The 16,838-nt window shown below is 62.3% G+C and carries 18 protein-coding genes; 11 read left to right on the top strand and 7 right to left on the bottom strand.

The window, feature by feature from the left end; all coding sequences use genetic code 11:
- Window positions 1-3: 3 nt before the first annotated feature.
- From RS9916_RS08670 to RS9916_RS08655, 4 genes are read right to left on the bottom strand one after another with little or no spacing between them, the layout of a single operon-like run.
- The gene (locus tag RS9916_RS08670) at window positions 4-612 is read right to left on the bottom strand and encodes a phycobiliprotein lyase (RefSeq protein ID WP_038023538.1); all 609 of its coding nucleotides are present in this window, start codon (window positions 610-612) and stop codon (window positions 4-6) included.
- A 55-nt stretch (window positions 613-667) separates the two neighbouring features.
- Window positions 668-1,027: a hypothetical protein gene (locus RS9916_RS08665; RefSeq protein ID WP_007098985.1), complete on the bottom strand. Its 360-nt coding sequence runs from the start codon at window positions 1,025-1,027 to the stop codon at window positions 668-670.
- On the bottom strand, window positions 1,020-1,661 hold the full coding sequence (gene sufR / locus RS9916_RS08660) for an iron-sulfur cluster biosynthesis transcriptional regulator SufR (RefSeq protein ID WP_007098984.1): 642 nt from the start codon (window positions 1,659-1,661) through the stop codon (window positions 1,020-1,022). The genes RS9916_RS08665 and sufR overlap by 8 nt, the downstream gene beginning before the upstream one ends.
- 53 nt (window positions 1,662-1,714) lie before the next feature.
- Window positions 1,715-2,809: a class I fructose-bisphosphate aldolase gene (locus RS9916_RS08655; RefSeq protein ID WP_038024411.1), complete on the bottom strand. Its 1,095-nt coding sequence runs from the start codon at window positions 2,807-2,809 to the stop codon at window positions 1,715-1,717.
- 250 nt (window positions 2,810-3,059) lie between these two features.
- Here RS9916_RS08655 and RS9916_RS08650 point away from each other — a divergent pair, with 250 nt between their 5' ends.
- From RS9916_RS08650 to RS9916_RS08630, 5 genes are all read left to right on the top strand, one after another.
- Window positions 3,060-3,419: a ferredoxin-thioredoxin reductase catalytic domain-containing protein gene (locus RS9916_RS08650; protein ID WP_156777516.1), complete on the top strand. Its 360-nt coding sequence runs from the start codon at window positions 3,060-3,062 to the stop codon at window positions 3,417-3,419.
- Between the two features lie 5 nt (window positions 3,420-3,424).
- A complete protein-coding gene (gene sufB / locus RS9916_RS08645; protein WP_007098981.1) occupies window positions 3,425-4,864 on the top strand; it encodes a Fe-S cluster assembly protein SufB in 1,440 nt (479 codons plus the stop codon).
- 64 nt (window positions 4,865-4,928) lie between these two features.
- Complete coding sequence (sufC, locus tag RS9916_RS08640; protein ID WP_007098979.1) at window positions 4,929-5,723, top strand: Fe-S cluster assembly ATPase SufC; 795 nt, start codon at window positions 4,929-4,931, stop codon at window positions 5,721-5,723.
- A gap of 35 nt (window positions 5,724-5,758) precedes the next feature.
- Window positions 5,759-6,988, top strand: coding sequence for a Fe-S cluster assembly protein SufD (gene sufD, locus RS9916_RS08635; protein ID WP_050752316.1), 1,230 nt, complete (start codon window positions 5,759-5,761; stop codon window positions 6,986-6,988).
- Window positions 6,985-8,256 carry a SufS family cysteine desulfurase gene (locus RS9916_RS08630; protein ID WP_038023535.1) on the top strand — a complete coding sequence of 424 codons (1,272 nt, stop codon included), beginning with the start codon at window positions 6,985-6,987 and terminating at the stop codon, window positions 8,254-8,256. Before sufD ends, RS9916_RS08630 begins: the two co-directional genes overlap by 4 nt.
- Window positions 8,257-8,298: 42 nt before the next feature.
- Here RS9916_RS08630 and RS9916_RS08625 read toward each other — a convergent pair whose 3' ends face one another.
- Window positions 8,299-9,327 (bottom strand): metallophosphoesterase, encoded by a 1,029-nt coding sequence (locus tag RS9916_RS08625; RefSeq protein ID WP_007098976.1) that lies wholly within the window; start codon window positions 9,325-9,327, stop codon window positions 8,299-8,301.
- Between the two features lie 81 nt (window positions 9,328-9,408).
- On the opposite strand from RS9916_RS08625, the gene mtnA reads away from it, so the two are divergent.
- Together mtnA and RS9916_RS08615 are read left to right on the top strand one after the other, a co-directional pair.
- Window positions 9,409-10,509, top strand: coding sequence for an S-methyl-5-thioribose-1-phosphate isomerase (mtnA, locus tag RS9916_RS08620; protein WP_007098975.1), 1,101 nt, complete (start codon window positions 9,409-9,411; stop codon window positions 10,507-10,509).
- Window positions 10,502-11,164, top strand: a complete 663-nt coding sequence (locus tag RS9916_RS08615; protein WP_007098974.1) for a class II aldolase/adducin family protein — start codon at window positions 10,502-10,504, stop codon at window positions 11,162-11,164. Before mtnA ends, RS9916_RS08615 begins: the two co-directional genes overlap by 8 nt.
- Here the strand turns inward: RS9916_RS08615 and RS9916_RS08610 are convergent.
- Complete coding sequence (locus RS9916_RS08610) at window positions 11,149-13,098, bottom strand: prolyl oligopeptidase family serine peptidase (RefSeq protein ID WP_232199562.1); 1,950 nt, start codon at window positions 13,096-13,098, stop codon at window positions 11,149-11,151. The genes RS9916_RS08615 and RS9916_RS08610 overlap by 16 nt on opposite strands.
- Window positions 13,099-13,187: 89 nt before the next feature.
- Here RS9916_RS08610 and def point away from each other — a divergent pair, with 89 nt between their 5' ends.
- The 4 genes from def to rpsU are packed head-to-tail and all read left to right on the top strand — an operon-like array spanning window position 13,188 to window position 14,935.
- Entirely contained in the window at window positions 13,188-13,793 is a 606-nt protein-coding gene (def, locus tag RS9916_RS08605) for a peptide deformylase (protein ID WP_007098972.1), read from the top strand.
- A gap of 20 nt (window positions 13,794-13,813) precedes the next feature.
- Window positions 13,814-14,011 (top strand): hypothetical protein, encoded by a 198-nt coding sequence (locus RS9916_RS08600; RefSeq protein ID WP_038023532.1) that lies wholly within the window; start codon window positions 13,814-13,816, stop codon window positions 14,009-14,011.
- Window positions 14,012-14,069: 58 nt separating this feature from the next.
- Window positions 14,070-14,717: a DUF3747 domain-containing protein gene (locus RS9916_RS08595; RefSeq protein ID WP_007098969.1), complete on the top strand. Its 648-nt coding sequence runs from the start codon at window positions 14,070-14,072 to the stop codon at window positions 14,715-14,717.
- Between the two features lie 47 nt (window positions 14,718-14,764).
- Window positions 14,765-14,935, top strand: a complete 171-nt coding sequence (rpsU, locus tag RS9916_RS08590; protein ID WP_006043142.1) for a 30S ribosomal protein S21 — start codon at window positions 14,765-14,767, stop codon at window positions 14,933-14,935.
- Window positions 14,936-15,203: 268 nt separating this feature from the next.
- On the opposite strand, the gene RS9916_RS08580 is transcribed toward rpsU, so the two are convergent.
- Window positions 15,204-16,775 (bottom strand): YifB family Mg chelatase-like AAA ATPase, encoded by a 1,572-nt coding sequence (locus RS9916_RS08580; RefSeq protein WP_007098968.1) that lies wholly within the window; start codon window positions 16,773-16,775, stop codon window positions 15,204-15,206.
- Window positions 16,776-16,838: the final 63 nt, after the last annotated feature.

Raw genomic sequence — 16,838 nt, 5'->3', positions numbered from 1 at the left:
TCGCTACCAACCAAGGGCTGAGATCGATTGCTGCGACGGTTGTGCTGTGGGCTTCGTGGCCTCATTCGCCTCGGTTTGTTCCTCGTTGACTCGGCATTCGACGCAATAGGACGCATTGTTGGAGAGACCCTGCACCGTGCTGGATCGCACGCGAATGTCTGGGCTCAGGAAGCTGAACCGTTCCCAGACAGTCATTGTTTCGTAGGCGGTCTCCAGGATCAGGCCATCCTCGGAATCCATGGAAAAGCGCGATGTGGCTGGGGCTTTTTCCGCATAGCCCATGGTGCGCAGTAGCAGTCCGCTTCGTCCGTCATCGGAGTCTGGGATCAGGCCGAAAAACGTTTCGCCGTCATGGCCCTCCTCGCTTTGATCCCAGGCCATCGATGCGCTCCATCTCACGAAGCTGCCACCGACCACGGCCTCCGGGGATTGGCCATGGGAGGTGGCTAACTCTTGAAGGCGTTGGTCGGTGCGTTCGATGTCGTCGACAACAATCAGTGAGCCACCCGCTTCGGCGCGGCGGTGGAGGAGGTGATGCACGCTGCGCTGCGAGCGCCAGCGGCCGCAGCTGCGTTGAAAAAAGCTGAGGGCATCGGGGATCACGAGGCTCATGCGCAGCTTCCGTTCGAACGCAGGGGGTGAATGGATGATCGCAGGCCGAACAGGGTTACGGAGCGTCGAGCCGTGCACGCGCATGGGCAACCGCTTGATCGATCAGGTGATCAAGGGTCAGGTCGAGCGGCGCCACATCCAAAGACTGAGCCAGGGTCTCCAGCTGTCGTGCGGCGGCCTCGAATTGATTCAGTAACAGGATCCCAAACTGGGGATCGTCACGCAGCAGGGGGTGCTTCAAGCACCACTGTTCTTGCTGGTCTCTTGAAGGAATGGTGCGCGATGCACCAGGGGCCGTCATTTGTTGAAAGCTGCTTAAGCAGTGGGCCAGCAGGCGAAGGTGATGACGATCCAGGGTTGGCAGCAGGGTCGCGTCGATCTTCTCCACCATCTCCCGGGTGAGGGGCTCAGTCATGGTCGGGGGTGATCCTGAACCCACAGGAATGGCCTTCCTTGAGGCGCCAGTGCACGCGATCCACCTGGCAATCGGGAAAGGTCTGACGCATCAGCTCGAGCTCCTGATCGCAGACGACCGGATACTCCGCCGCGATGCGTTGAACGGAGCAGTGAAATTCACTGAGACACCAGCTTTTCCCATCGGGATCGGGCTGCAGGTCTGTCACATAGCCCTCCCGCCGCCGCAGTTCGGCCAGAACAGACACCCGTTGCTCAAGAGGTGCGGTGCCGATGTGGCGGCGATAGGCCTCTGCCTTTTCAAGAGCCTGTTGAGCCAGCAAAGAGGTCATGGCCTCTGGCGGAAGGGTGGCCGTCATCGACTGGAGCAGACCCAGGGCAAAGTCTTCGCTGCCGTCAGGGAAATGCTGATGCCCTTGATCGGTAAGCCGCCATCGATTGGATGGCCTCCCGGGGCCCGCTGGCATGGGCGATGACTCCACCAAGCCTTCCTCTTCGAGACTGCGCAGATGACGGCGCATCGCCTGAACTGAGATCCCCAGCAATGAAGCGAGTTCAGCCGCACTGGTCTCACCCCGCCGAAGCAGCAGGGTGAGTGTGGTCTCTCGGGTAGGGGCCTGAGTGTGTGCGCCCATCGGGTCGCGGCTCGTTCCTTCACGATGCCACGGGATCCGGGGGACTGTTGTGCTCAAGCGATCGTCACCTCCGGGCTTAGGTAGACGTCTTGCACCGCTTGGATGAGGGCGATGCCCTCATGGCGCTGTTTTTGGAAGGCTTTGCGGCCCATGATCAGACCGCTGCCACCAGCACGCTTGTTGATCACAGCAGTGCGGATGGCCTGATGCATGTCGTCGCTGCCCGAGGCTCCCCCGCTGTTGATCAGGCCGATGCGTCCCGCGTAGCAATTGAGCACCTGGTAGCGACACAGGTCCACGGGGTTGTCGCTGCAGAGCTCGCTGTAGATGCGTTCATCGGTCATGCCGAAGGGCTCGCCCAGCGCGTTCGCCACGGCTTTGTAGCCGCCGTTGGTCTCTGGCAGTTTCTGTTTGATGATGTCGGCTCCAATCGTGACGCCCAGGTGATTGGCCTGGCCCGTAAGGTCGGCGGCCAGGTGGTAGTCGGCTTCGGACTGCTTGAAGATGGGATTGCGCAGATAGCACCACAGCACCGTGGCTAGCCCCCGCTCGTGGGCATGGGCGAAGAGAGCCGCGATCTGCTGAAGCTCACGGTTGCAGTCTTCACTGCCGAAGTAGATCGTCGCCCCCACCGCCACGGCTCCCATGTTCCAGGCCTGATCCACTGAAGCGAACAGGATCTGTTCGTGCTGATTGGGGGCGGTGAGCAGTTGGTTGTGGTTGAGCTTCACCAGGAATGGAATTCGGTGCGCCCATCGCCGCGCCACTGACCCCAGCACGCCAAGGGTGGAGGCGACGGCGCTGCAGCCTGCCTCCACTGCAAGTTCCACGATCGCTTCGCTGTCGAAATAGTCAGGGTTCGGCGCGAAGGAATGGGCCGCCGAGTGTTCGATCCCCTGGTCGACGGGAAGGATCGAGAGGTAACCGCTTCCTCCGAGTCGACCGCTGCCGTAAAGCTGCTGAAGGCTTCGCAGCACCTGGGGGTTGCGATCGGAGCCACTGAAGCGATCCACCACTGCTGGGCTGGGGAGTTGCAGCCGTTGCTGCTCGATACGCGGCGGGGTGTGGAGCAGGAGTTCCGCTTCCTCTCCGAGCCACTCGGCAATCGGGCGATTGGCGATCTCATGGGGGCCGAGCCAGCCGGCCATGGGTTGATTGGTGACGACCATTGCGCGCGTTTCGGCGGTCTTTTCGCAAGCTAGAAAGGCTGTTCTGCTTCGTCAGCACTCCTCCGCCAGAGGCCGAGGGGGCGCACAATGAAGGCCTTGGTCTTGGGGCCGATCGGCAGTGGCCGAGACGGTGCCTTAGGCTCGAAAAACGAAACTTTGGGGTTTCGTATCTCCCAAAGTCTGCGCGTTCGTAGCTTCTCGCTGCTGACCGCTCCCTCCACCGCTGCTCATGACTGACATGCTCGCTGGAAACGCTGAGCCCACAGCTGAAAGCCTTGAGGTGATCCGTAAGTTTGCGGAGACCTACGCCCAGCGCACCGGTACTTATTTCTGCAGCGATCCCGGCGTCACCGCTGTTGTGCTCAAGGGTCTGGCGCGTCACAAGGATGAACTGGGTGGTGCCCTGTGCCCCTGCCGCCATTACGAAGACAAGGAAGCTGAGGTGTCACAGGCCTTCTGGAACTGCCCCTGTGTGCCCATGCGCGAGCGCAAGGAATGTCATTGCATGCTGTTCCTGACGGAAGACAACGCTTTCCGTGGTGATGCTCAAACCATCAGCACCGAGGAGATTCACGCCACTGCAGGCTGATCACTATGACCAGTGTCTCCACACGTGATCTTGTCAGTCAGCCGTACAAGTACGGCTTTGTCACTGACATTGAAACTGAGAAGATCGCTAAGGGCCTCAGTGAGGATGTTGTTCGGCTGATCTCCTCCAAAAAGGAGGAGCCGCAGTTCTTACTCGATTTCCGTCTGCGTGCCTACCGGCATTGGCTCACCCTCGAGGAGCCTGACTGGGCTCAGCTGGGCTACACAGCGATTGACTACCAAGACATCGTTTATTACGCCGCTCCCAAACAGCAGGAAAAGAAGGCCAGCCTCGATGAGGTGGATCCCAAGCTCCTGGAGACATTTGACAAGCTCGGTATTCCACTGAGTGAGCAGAAGCGTCTTAGCAACGTGGCTGTTGACGCGGTGTTTGACAGCGTCTCGATTGCCACGACGTACCGCGAGAAGCTCGCTGAACACGGCGTGGTGTTCTGCTCGATCAGCGAGGCAATCAAGGATTATCCCGAGCTGATCGAGCGTTATTTGGGAAGTGTTGTTCCCAGTAATGACAATTATTTTGCAGCGCTGAATTCGGCAGTCTTCAGTGACGGCTCCTTTGTCTTCATCCCTAAGGGGGTGGAGTGCCCAATGGAGCTCTCGACTTATTTCCGCATCAATTCCGGTGACACAGGTCAGTTTGAGCGCACTTTGATTGTTGCCGAGGAAGGTGCGTCAGTGAGTTATTTGGAGGGCTGTACTGCCCCCATGTTTGACACCAACCAGTTGCACGCTGCTGTGGTGGAACTGGTCGCTTTGGATGACGCTTCCATCAAGTATTCGACTGTTCAGAACTGGTATGCCGGTGATGAAAATGGTGTGGGCGGTATTTACAACTTTGTGACCAAGCGGGGTCAGTGCCGCGGTGCTCGCAGCCGCATCAGCTGGACCCAGGTCGAAACAGGTTCTGCCATCACCTGGAAATATCCCAGTTGTGTGCTGCAGGGGGCAGATTCTGTTGGTGAGTTCTACTCCGTCGCGCTCACGAACAACCGTCAGCAAGCCGATACCGGCACCAAGATGATCCACGTGGGTCCGCGCACACGCTCAACCATCGTGAGCAAGGGGATCAGCGCCGGTCACTCCAGCAACAGTTACCGCGGTCTGGTCCAAATCGGTCCGGCTGCCAAAGGCGCTCGCAACTACAGCCAGTGCGATTCGATGCTGATTGGCGATGAGGCCGCCGCCAACACCTATCCCTACATCCGCTCCCAACAACCTCAGGCTGCGATCGAGCATGAAGCCAGCACCTGCCGGATCTCGGAAGATCAGCTCTTCTACCTCCAGAGTCGCGGCATCGGATTTGAGGAGGCCGTTTCGATGATGGTGAGCGGTTTCTGTCGTGATGTGTTCAATCAGCTGCCAATGGAATTTGCAGCTGAGGCCGACAAGTTGCTGGCGCTCAAGCTCGAGGGTTCGGTGGGATAGCCCACCGCACCATGGATGATCTGACCGCAACACAGTCCTTTCTGTAAAACCTCCACTTCTTCCTGTGATCCGCCCTGACGCCGAGCTGCTCCTCGAGATCAACGACCTGCATGCGTCCGTTGAAGACCAGCCCATCCTCAAGGGGGTGAATCTTGAGGTGCGTGCCGGCGAAATTCACGCCGTCATGGGTCGCAATGGCAGTGGCAAAAGCACCCTCTCCAAAGTGCTCGCGGGTCACCCGGCCTATCGCGTGACTGGCGGCAGCGTGCGTTATCGCGGTACTGACCTTCTGGAGCTTGAACCGGAAGAGCGCTCACGCCTCGGCGTGTTCCTCGGATTCCAGTATCCGGTGGAAATCCCTGGCGTCAGCAATCTTGAGTTCCTGCGGGTCTCGAGCAATGCGCGTCGTCAGCAGCAGGGCCTCGACGAGCTCGACACGTTTGATTTCGAAGACCACGTGCGTGAGCGCCTGAATGTGGTGCAGATGGATCCTGCTTTCCTTGAGCGCAGCGTTAACGAAGGGTTCTCCGGTGGTGAGAAGAAGCGCAATGAAATCCTTCAGATGGCGTTGCTGGAGCCTGTCGTTTCGATCCTCGATGAAACCGACTCCGGTCTTGATATCGATGCCCTGCGGATCGTGGCCGGTGGGGTGAACCAGCTCGCCAGCACTGACAACGCCACTCTGCTGATCACCCATTACCAGCGCCTGCTGGATGAGATCACTCCTGACTACGTGCACGTGATGGCAGCGGGTCGGATTCTCCGCACTGGTGGTCGGGAGTTGGCCCTGGAGTTGGAAAAAACCGGTTACGACTGGGTGGACCAGGAGCTTGCCGCCAGCGCCCAGGGAGTGTCCTGATCATGGTCGCCACCTCCAAGGCCACGACTGCACAAATGGTTGCTGATTGGGTAACCCGTCTCCCCGCCTCCACTGGTGTGTTGCAACCCGTTCAAGAGCGTGGCCGCAATGCCTTGGCAAGTCTCGGTTTGCCGAGTCGTCGTCAGGAGGATTGGCGGCTGACCGATCTGGCGCGTCTGGAGGGGTTGTTCGCCCTTGCGCTGCCCTCTCAGCCTTCATCTCCCCAGGAGTCAGGCTTCGCTGATCTGCCAGAGAGCCCAGCCGATGGCTGGAGGATTGTGCTCGATGGCCACAGCGATCCGCTCGCAACCGTCAGCCTCCCCGCGGGCGTCAGTGTGCTCAGAGGTGCTGAGCTGGAGCAGGCTCTCGGCCACACCCTCGAGCGCTGCGGCTGTGCTGAGGCCTGGCCCGTGGAGTTCAACCACGCGCTGGCGACTCAGGTGCTGGCTCTGCGGATCCGTGGATCGGTCCCTGCTTTGGAAGTGCTGGTGACGGCGTCTGCGGCAAGCCTGGCTTCAACTCGCATGCTGCTGTTGGTTGAAGAGAAAGCAGAGCTGGAGGTGCTGGAGGTGATCCAGGGGCCAGCCGGATCCGCCCATAGCCACGTTTTGGAACTGCATCTTGGTCAGGAAGCCCGTGTGCGCCACGGTCTGGTTGCCCTTGGCGGTGGCGATGCCTCCTTGCTTGGGCATCTGGCGGTGGAGCAGGAGCCACGCAGCACCTATGAATTCACCTCTGTCGCCAAGGGTTGGCAGCTTGGCCGGCTTGAGCCCCGCGTGGTGCAAGTGGATGGCCACGCCTCAACGGTGCTGAAGGGGTTGGTGTTGACCGACGCTGATCAGCAGTTCGCGACTCACACCGCGATGCGGTTTGAGGGGGAAGACGGACAGCTCGATCAACTGCAAAAATCGGTGGCGGCTGGTCGCTCCCACAGCATTTTCAACGGCGCCGTTCAGGTGCCCCGGGCTGCCCAACGCACCGATGCTGCTCAGCTCAGCCGCAATCTGCTGCTCTCTGATCGCGCTCGCGTCGACGCCAAGCCAGAGCTGGAGATCGTTGCAGACGATGTGCGCTGTGCCCATGGCGCCACCGTGACGCAGCTTCAGGAAGATGAGCTCTTCTATCTGCGCAGTCGTGGAATTTCCGCTGCCACTGCTGCGGCCTTGTTGTTGCGTGGCTACTGCCAGGACGTGGTTGATCTGCTTCCGCCTCTGGCCCAGCGTTGGCCGATCACGGATCAGCTTCTAGAGGGCCTCAACTCATGACGGCGGCACTTGGTCGTAACGCATCTGTAACGCTAGCGGAGCGAACACGTGCAGATTTTCCAGTTTTGGCGCAGGAGTCTGCGTCTGGCCAGCCGCTGATTTACCTCGATCACGCGGCGACCAGTCAGAAGCCCCTGGCTGTGCTGGATGCATTGCGTGATTACTACAGCTGCGACAACGCCAATGTGCATCGTGGTGCCCATCAGCTCAGCGCTCGGGCCACTGAAGCCTTTGAAGGAGCCCGGCTGATCACGGCGCAGTTCGTGGCTGCGGCCAGTCCCCGCGAGATCGTGTTCACTCGCAACGCCAGTGAGGCCATCAATCTGGTGGCTCGCACCTGGGGAGATGCCGAACTGAAGCCTGGTGATGAGGTGCTGCTCACGGTGATGGAGCACCACAGCAATCTGGTGCCTTGGCAGCAACTGGCCCAGCGCACCGGCTGTGTGTTGAGGCACGTGGGTGTGACCGAGCAGGGCACCCTCGATCTGGAGGATCTGCGCGCCAAACTCAATGCCCGTACCCGGCTTGTGGGCCTGGTGCACATCAGCAACACACTCGGTTGCTGCAATCCGGTGGATGACGTGGTGGCCTTGGCGGCCCAGCACGGCGCTCGAGTGCTGCTGGATGCATGCCAGAGCCTGGCCCACAAATCACTGGATGTTGGCCAGCTTGGGATTGATTTTCTTGTGGGTTCATCGCACAAGCTCTGTGGTCCCACCGGCATGGGGTTCCTCTGGGCGCGTGAGGCGCTTCTGGAGTCGATGCCCCCCTTCTTGGGCGGTGGCGAAATGATCCAGGACGTCTTCCTGGACCACAGCACCTGGGCAGAACTGCCGCACAAATTTGAGGCCGGCACGCCTGCGATTGGCGAAGCAATTGGCATGGGTGCGGCGATCACCTATCTCCAAACGCTTGGCCTCGAGGCGATTCAGGCCTGGGAAGCGCAGCTCACGGCCCACCTGTTTTCACGGTTGCAGGCCATTGATGGGCTGCGCATCCTGGGGCCGACGCCGGAGCAGCAACCGGAGCGTGGTGCTTTGGCCACCTTCCTTGTCGATGGCCTTCATGCCAACGACATCGCCGCCATGCTCGATCTCAGTGGGGTCTGCATCCGCAGTGGCCACCATTGCTGTCAGCCTCTGCACCGCTTTTACGGTGTCCCTGGTTCGGCCCGCGCCAGCCTCAGCTTCACGTCCACGTTTGACGAGATCGACCGCTTCGTCGACGAGCTCACGTCGACCATCAACTTCTTGCGGGAGCACAGCTGACCCAGGGCTGTCGCTCTCCAGGGCTGTCGCTCTAGAGAGTGTTTAAAGACTGCGCTGGGGCTGATTGCGTTGGATCACTCCCCGATGCCCCGTTAGCTGCGCCGGCAAGCTCTGCCAGGCCAGAGGCCTTCCCGATTTGGCTGAATAACTGGTTTCACGCATCGTGCCCGCCGACCAGTTGAGATCGAGGGTGGTGAAGCTCTGGCGTGCTGGTCGGGAGCTGTTGAGCAGACGGCGGGGGCCACTCCCCAGCGCACCCAGTTGAATCAGGTCGAGATTGCCGCTGCGGGCCGGGAACCAGGCGTGTTGGTGGCCACTGATGTAGGCCTGCGCCTGGCCCTGCTCCAGCAAGGTCTGAATGGCAGCTGCCTCATGCAGCACTTCGCCAGGGCGGTCTCGCCCCTGGCTGAGTCCGAATAGGGGCAGATGGCCGACCACCAGACGCAGCCGGGCGTTCCGGGCTTGTGGACTGGCCAGCTGCTGCCGGGCCCATCTGAGTTGGTCCGCCGGAACACGGCTCGAGCTGGCATCCCACACCAGCCAGAACACATTGTTCTGGGCAACGCTGTAGTGAAAGGGAAATCCGCCGCTGTCGACAAACTGCAGGCCTAGTCCCTGCCGTCTGGCCTGCCAGAACCGGGCTGCAGCGAGGCGGTCGGCGGTGAACCCCGGGGAGCCGTCATGGTTCCCGATCGCCGGTAGAAACGGCACACCCTGGCCGCGCACGGGCTGGAGCACGTCGCGGGCAAATCCATCCCACATGCGGTCCAGTTGTGTGGCATTCAGCCCCCGTTTCTGGCCGGCGACCATGTCGCCGGCGCAGACCACCAAATCCGGGTGCAGGGCCAGCAGGTGGCTGAGGCCCTGATGCACCGTTGGGATGTAAGTGGTGGAGCCGTAGCTGCTGTTGAGGTCGCTGATCAGGCCGAGGCGCAGCCCGTCGCTGGACGGAGCCGGGAGGGGCGGAGCAGCTTTGGCTGCACGCGCAGTGGCGCGCCCCGTCAGGGCGGCGCTGCCCAGGGCACCAGCGACCATGCCCAGCAGTTGGCGGCGATCACAACGCTTCACCACAGCAGTGCCTCACAACAACCGCGCATTGAGGACTGTCCCATTGGGGGGCAGCATGGTGCATTCACCGCTGATCCGCAGCCGATGAACATCGATGGCAAGGCCTGGCGCACCATCTGGCTGGAGAGCGATGGACGCTCGGTGGGGGTGATTGATCAAACCCTGCTTCCCCACCGTTTCACCACCCGCACGCTGTGCAATTGCGACGAAGCGGCGGAGGCCATCAGCACGATGGTGGTGCGCGGGGCTCCGTTAATCGGCGTCACTGGGGCCTATGGCCTGATGTTGGCGCTGCAGGAGGACCCGTCTGATGCGGCACTCCAGACTGCTTTTGAGCAGCTCAATGCCACCCGCCCGACGGCGGTGAATCTGCGTTGGGCCCTTGAGCGGGTGCGTGATCGTCTGCTGCCCTTGCCTCCGGAGCAGCGGCCGGAGGCGGCGAAGCGAGAGGCGGCACGAATTGCCGATGAAGACGTGGCCATGTGTGCCGCCATCGGTGATCACGGCCTGGCCATTTTTCAGCAGTTGGCTGCGGCCCGCCCTGTGGACCGCCGGGATGAACCGTTCAATGTGTTGACCCATTGCAATGCCGGTTGGCTGGCCACGGTGGATTGGGGAACCGCGTTGGCGCCGATTTACAAGGCGCATCGCGCCGGTCTCAACATTCATGTGTGGGTGGATGAGACCCGTCCGCGCAATCAGGGAGCGTCACTCACGGCCTATGAGTTGGGCCGGGAGGGGGTTCCCCACACGGTGATTGTCGATAACGCCGGTGGCCATCTGATGCAGCACGGCCAGGTGGATGCGGTGATCGTTGGCACCGATCGCACCACCCGCCGTGGGGATGTGTGCAACAAGATCGGCACTTACCTCAAGGCGCTGGCGGCCCATGACAACCAGGTGCCGTTTTATGTGGCTTTGCCGGCATCCACGATCGACTGGACCCTCGGTGACGGCGTGGCTGAAATCCCTATCGAAGCGCGATCCGCGCAGGAAGTGACGCAGATTCAGGGCCGCGACTCCGCCGGCATGATTACCAGCGTGCAGCTCACCCCCGATGGCAGCCCAGGCTTCAACCCTGCCTTCGATGTCACCCCTGCCCGACTAGTCACGGCCCTGATCACAGAACGGGGTGTGGCGGAGGCTAGTGAAGCGGGCCTCAAGGGGCTTTACGCCGATGACTGAGCTGGATCTGCGCGAACAACTGGTGGCTGTGGCCCGGCGTATGAACGGGTCGGGGCTCAATCAGGGCACGTCTGGCAACCTCTCGGCACGGATCCCCGGGGGATTGCTCATCACCCCCAGTTCGCTGGCCTATGAGCTGATGGAACCCACTGACCTGGTGGCCATCGATTGGCAGGGAAGGCGCCTGCAGGAGGGTGCCCGGCGCCCCTCGTCGGAATGGCGTCTGCACGCTGATGTGCTGGCTGCTCGCCCTGAGCTGCAGGCGGTGCTGCATTGCCATCCCATCCACGGCACGGCCCTGGCCTGCCACGACAAGGGCATTCCCCCGTTCCACTACATGACGGCGGTGGCCGGGGGCGATGACATCCGCTGTGCCCCCTATGCCACCTTCGGCACCGAGGAACTCTCGCGCTTCACGGTGGAGGCACTGGTGGATCGCAAGGCCTGCCTGTTGGCACGGCATGGCCTTGTGACTGCCGGCGACAACCTGGATCAGGCCCTGGGGATCGCCGTGGAGGTGGAGACGCTGGCTCGGATGTATCTCCAGGCCTTGCAGCTGGGAGAACCACCGCTCCTGTCCGATGGGCAGATGCAGGCGGTGCATGCCCAATTCCGCGGTCTCCACTACGGCCAGCCCGATCAGAGTCCCAAGTGACGGCGGAAGAAGGCTTCGGTGGCTTCGAGCACGGCAACCTGCACGGCGCTGTCGCGGAAGCCATGGCCCTCCTCGGGGAAGTTGAGCACCTCCACAGGTAGGTCGTTCTCCCGTAGTGCTGCGGCCATGCGCTCGGTTTGTTCCGGCGGCACCACCTGATCCTTGAGGCCCTGGAAGAAGATCACCGGGCAGCGAATCTGGTCGGCATGGTGCAGCGGTGAGCGCTGTTCGTAGGTCGCGCGTTCCTGGGGCCAGTCGCCCACCAACCCATCGAGATAGCGGGCTTCGAAGCGGTGGGTGTCGCAGGCCATGGCGGTGAGGTCGCTGACGGCATAGCGGCAGGCGCCGGCCCGGAAGACATCGGTGAAGCAGAGGCACGCCAGGGTGGTGAAACCGCCGGCGCTGCCTCCCTCCATGGCGATCTGATCGGGATGGGCCCGGTCACTGGCGATCAGGGCTTTGGCCGCGGCGGCGCAATCCTCCACATCCACCACGCCCCAACCGGACTGCAGGCGATCGCGATAGGCCCGCCCGAACCCGGTGGAGCCGCCGTAGTTCACGTCGACGACTCCCCATCCGCGCGAGGTCCAGAACTGAATCCCGAGATTCAGGCCCGTGCGCGCCATCGCGGTCGGTCCGCTGTGGCCCTTCACCAACAGGGGGGCGGGGCCTTGGCCTCCGCCGAGGGGTGGGTAGTACCAGGCGTGGGTGCGCTGCCCGCCGCTGCCTGCAAACCACAGGGCTTCCGCATGGCTGATCTGCTCCTTGGCCAGCACGGCTTCAGTGGCGGGAGAGTGGGTCCAGTGGCCAGTTGATAGATCGAGCTCCAGCAGGCCCATCCCGGTGCTGGCGTTGCTGGCGATCGCAACGGCGCGTCCATCGGCAGCTCGGAGGCCGGCCAGGTCGTTGAAGGGTTGCTCCACGGCATGAACGCTGCCGTCGTCGGTCAGGCATTTCAGTTGCCACTGGCCTTGATCGCAGATGGCGGCCACGATCTGCTCTCCACTCCAGGCTGTGGTGCTCATGCCGTAAATCCATTGGGGCATGGCCGTTTCCGCCTGCATGGGCCAGGGCCGTTGCCACGCGGTTGCGCTGGGGGTGGCTTTGATCGGGCTCACCATCAAATTCCACCAGCCACTGCGGTCCTCAGCGACCATCAGGCGTCCATCGGGCAGCCATTGGGGCTGGAACACCGACAGCCGTTGCGGGCTGGATGGGTCGCAGCCCGCCACCAGGGTTGGCCGTTCAGGCATCCCCGCGTCATCCAGTGAGGCCACCCAGAGGCTGCTGGCATCCCACGGCATCCAGGGTTGTTCCCATTCCACCCAGGCCAAGTGTTGGCCGTCGGGGCTGAGGGCCATGTAACCGCCGAAATCCCGGGGGGCATGCAGCACCGTGGGGCTTTGATCGTCCTGCTGGAGGTTCACGCTCACCAGCCAGTCGCGGCCTTCCGCCTCCATCACCCCCAGCCAGCGTTGACGCTGTGGATCGATCAGGCCATCCCCCAGGACCGCCCCTGGGATAGTCAGCCGGCGAGGGGGCGCAACCGCCTCCAGCGCCGCCGCGTTCTCACCGCACTGCTCCAGACCTGTCCAGTTCTGAGCCCATAGGCAGCCATCGCCATCGTCGATCCACACCAGCAGCAGCTGGTCTCCATCGGCATGGCAGGCCAAAACGCCGCCGCCGTAGTCGTGCACGCGACTGCGCAGGTTGCAGGGCGCAGGAGTGAGTTCCTGGGGGTTGCGCTCTGTGACCTGCCAGGGACGGATCAGTGCGGTGGTCCGTCCCCGCTCCTGAGGGCGCTGTTCCAGCCAAAGCACCCATTGCCCCACCAGTTGTGGATCCCGCAGCACCGGACTTCGGCCGAGGGCCACATCGGCTGGCAGCGGCAGGGACGAGTGGGAAGCAGGGGAGTTGGACACAGCAGCAGACACAGAGGAGCAGCACAGTGGCGAGGGTCAGGCCTGGCGGCCGCAGGCTCTGCCTAGAGTGGCGTTCACGACGTCATTGTGAGAAGAGGATCTTGGCCCGCAGCTTCGCTCAATTGGCACGGTCCGCTGAACGGAGCAGCTCATCCGTTGCGGTCGCTAAAGAGGCCCTCGATGTGTCGCCTCTGGACATCCACAAATTGGGGGATGAGGTGTTGCGGCAGGAAGCGAGGCGCATCAGCAAGGTGGATGAGTCGGTGCGGGAGTTAGCCCGTGACATGTTGCGCAGCATGTACACCGCGAAGGGCATCGGGCTGGCGGCTCCTCAGGTCGGTGTGCACAAGCAGCTGCTGGTGATCGATCTTGATCTTGAAACGCCCTCCTCTCCGCCGCTGGTTCTGATCAATCCCGAGATCACCACCGCCAGTGCCACCGTCGACACCTACGAAGAAGGGTGTCTGAGCATCCCAGGGGTTTATCTCGATGTGGTGCGGCCCACGGCCATTCAGCTGAGCTACCGCGACGAGATGGGCCGTCCGAAAACGATGAAGGCCGATGGATTGATGGCCCGCTGCATCCAGCACGAAATGGATCACCTCAAAGGGGTGCTGTTTGTTGATCGCGTCACCGACTCCGGTGGCTTGAACAAGGAACTCAAGGACCACGGCTTTCAGGCCGCTGACGTTCGTTCCCTCGTCTGACGCTTCAGAGCCCTCTCCCCATGCCGATGAAACCCCTGGCCGGATTGTTTCTGGCCCTCGCTTGCGTGCTTGGTATTGCTGCAACAGGCTCCGTGTTTGAGCTGGCTTACGGCGATCCAGACCTGGGTGTGACACCCACCCGCTGGATCCTGGGGCTCACGGCTCCAGCCACGGTTGGGTCACTTCTTGTCGCGATTCGACTCAATAAACCGGCCTGAGCCCCCATGACTGGGAGCGTCGTCACTTTTACGATCCGCCCAACCCACTTCCGTCTCGATGGTGCGCTCCCTTCCGATCACCCTGGCCTTCGCTGTGGCCGGGGCCACGCTGGTGGGGCCATCGGCGTCAGCCCAAGGGTCGCTGTTCACGGCTGTTCCCGTTGAAGAGACCAATTTCGTCCTGGTGGCTGCCCCGATCGGGCAAGGCGAGTCATCGCAGCTGAATATCTATGAGCAACGCACGAGCAAGCGCCCTTGCTTTGCGGTCTCCGGCAGTGCTCCAGCGGTGGTGGACCCCCTGCTGGCCACCTTTGACTTCACGGGGATCTGCAACCGCTACATCGACGGTAATGGCTATTCCCTCCGCATCGGGGGTGACGATTTCGGAACGCGCTATCGCCTTGCGGTGGTGAAGACCAATCAGGACGTGGAGCTGATTGCCGTTCCGTCCAGAACGTCTGCCAGCACCCACGTGGTGGCGCGGGCAGGAGGTGCCGGGGCTGGTTTCCTCAAGCTGGAACTGGAGCCGGGTTGGAAGTTGATGCGCCGCCACTACGGCGATCGTGCTCTTGGTCATCTCTATGTGTTCCGGGAAGTGTGGCCCGGCAGCGAGCCTGAGCCCGCCGAGCCAGCACAGTCCGACACTGACCCTTCAGCGGATGACACCAAGCCCGAGGCAGCCTCCCCCGCTGCTTTAGAGCCTTGAGTGAAGGCTGGTTGCTACATTGACGGGCTGGAAACCACGCTTGTTGCATGACTCAGGTCACGGTCGGAGAAAACGAAGGCATCGAATCAGCGCTGCGTCGCTTCAAGCGTCAGGTGTCTAAGGCAGGAATCTTTGCCGACCTCAAGCGTTTGCGTCATCACGAGACCCCCATCGAGAAGTACAAGCGCAAGGCTCAGCAGCGTCGTCGTCGTCGCTGATCAAGCGCTCATTCCGGTTTGAAAAACCGGTAGTTCCACCTGTTGGCTCCCGCTCTGTCTCAATCCAGACTGGATGAGACACATCGGGAGTTTGCTATGGGTCAGAAGCTCAGGGATATCCGTCAGTGGTTTGGAGAGACGATGTCTCATGCCTTCGGCAATCCACGCGAAGAGAAAATGCACCTGCCACCACCGATTGGCGTGCAACCGTTCCACGACACGCCGGGTCATTCGCGTTGACCGTGTGATCGACTGCGGTTGATCCGTTCTAATCCGTGATGCCCAGGTCAAAGCTGCGGAAGCAGAGGGCCTGGGCGAGATGATCGTTGCCGATGCGTGGCTGGTCGGCCAGGTCGGCCAGGCTCCGTGCCACGCGAAGCACGCGGATGCCGCTGCGAGCACTCAGTTTGCGCTGATTCACAGCTTGCTCCCATCGATCCAGGAGTTGGGGGTTCAAGCCGGCATGGAGTCCGAGTTGGGGGCCGCTTAACGCTGCATTGAGGCAGCCGTCAGGGTTGCGTTTGGCCATCCGCTTGCGGGCGTTGTCGATTTGGTCTGCCGTGATGGTGCTTTCGCTGTCGTGGTTCAGCGTCTCGAGGCTGGAGCGCATCGTGCTGCTGCTCAGTCGCTCCAGGCGGAGCTGAAGATCGAGGCGATCCAGCAGAGGGCCTGACAGGCGTGACCAGTAGCGCTGGCGTTGCAGTGCGGAGCATCGGCAGGGGTGATCGGGATCGCCAAACCAGCCGCAGGGGCAGGGATTGGCGGCAGCCACCAGGGTGATGCGGCAGGGGAATTTGCATTTCAGGCGGGAGCGACTCAGCCACAGCTCGCCTTCCTCCAGGGGTTGGCGCAGTTGATCCAGCACTCGCCGGGGGAACTCCGCCAGTTCATCGAGAAAGAGCACTCCGCCATGGGCAAGGCTCAGTTCGCCCGGTCGGGGGAGAGCTCCACCCCCCAGCAAGGCTGCGATGGAACAGCTGTGATGGGGTGCCCGGAAGGGGCGCTGGCGCACCAGGCCATTGCCGGCCGTCAGCACTCCGGCAATCGAGTGCACCCGACTGATGTCGAGGGCTTCCTGCTGAGACAGCGGCGGCAGCAGGTCGGGAAGGTGACGGGCCAGCAAGGTCTTGCCGCATCCGGGTGGACCGACCATCAGCAGATGGTGTCCGCCCGCTGCGGCCAGGGCCAGCGCTGTTTGGGCAAGGGGTTGGCCGCGGATCGCGCTGATCTCGGCGGTCGCTGGTTCGGGGTTGGTGGACGGGGCTTCGCCTTGGTGTGTCTGCCTCGGGTGTTTCGGTGGGCGTTTGGAGCACCGGTTCAAACCTTTCGGCGCGTCACGCAGACTGGCCACTAGCTCTTGCAGAGAGTCCGCTGCAAGCACGGAGAGGTCCGGCACCAGAGCGGCTTCTTCCGCGTTCGCTTCGGGGACAACGAGCGCTTTGGCGCTGTGTGACGCTGCCAGGCAGGCCACTGCAAGGATTCCCCGGCAGGGCCGCAGGCTGCCGTCGAGTCCCAGTTCCCCCGCGCACCACAGCCCTTTCAGCAGTGGGGCATCGAGTTGGCCACTGGCCGCCAGTAGCGCCAGGGCAATGGGGAGATCAAAGGCGGGGCCTTCCTTGCGCAGATCGGCTGGCGCAAGGTTCACCACCACGCGCACCAGAGGACCGCGAAAGCCGCTGTTGCGCAACGCTGCGCGAACCCGTTCCCGCGATTCCTGGATCGCTGCATCAGGCAATCCCACCAGCTGCAGGCCTGGTAGCCCTGGGGCGAGATCCACTTCAACGGTGACAGGGCAGGCCTCCAATCCGAGCAGTGAGGCGCTTTGGCAACGTGCCAGCATTGCGAATCAGTCGGTGCATTCCCTCGATGCCCTGCCTGTCTCAACTCCTGTTTCAACCCCTGC

This window comes from Synechococcus sp. RS9916, from assembly GCF_000153825.1.
Taxonomy (GTDB): Bacteria; Cyanobacteriota; Cyanobacteriia; order PCC-6307; family Cyanobiaceae; genus Synechococcus_C.
The sequence above is the reverse complement of the archived record's forward strand: the minus strand, read 5'-3'. Positions and strand labels throughout refer to the sequence as shown.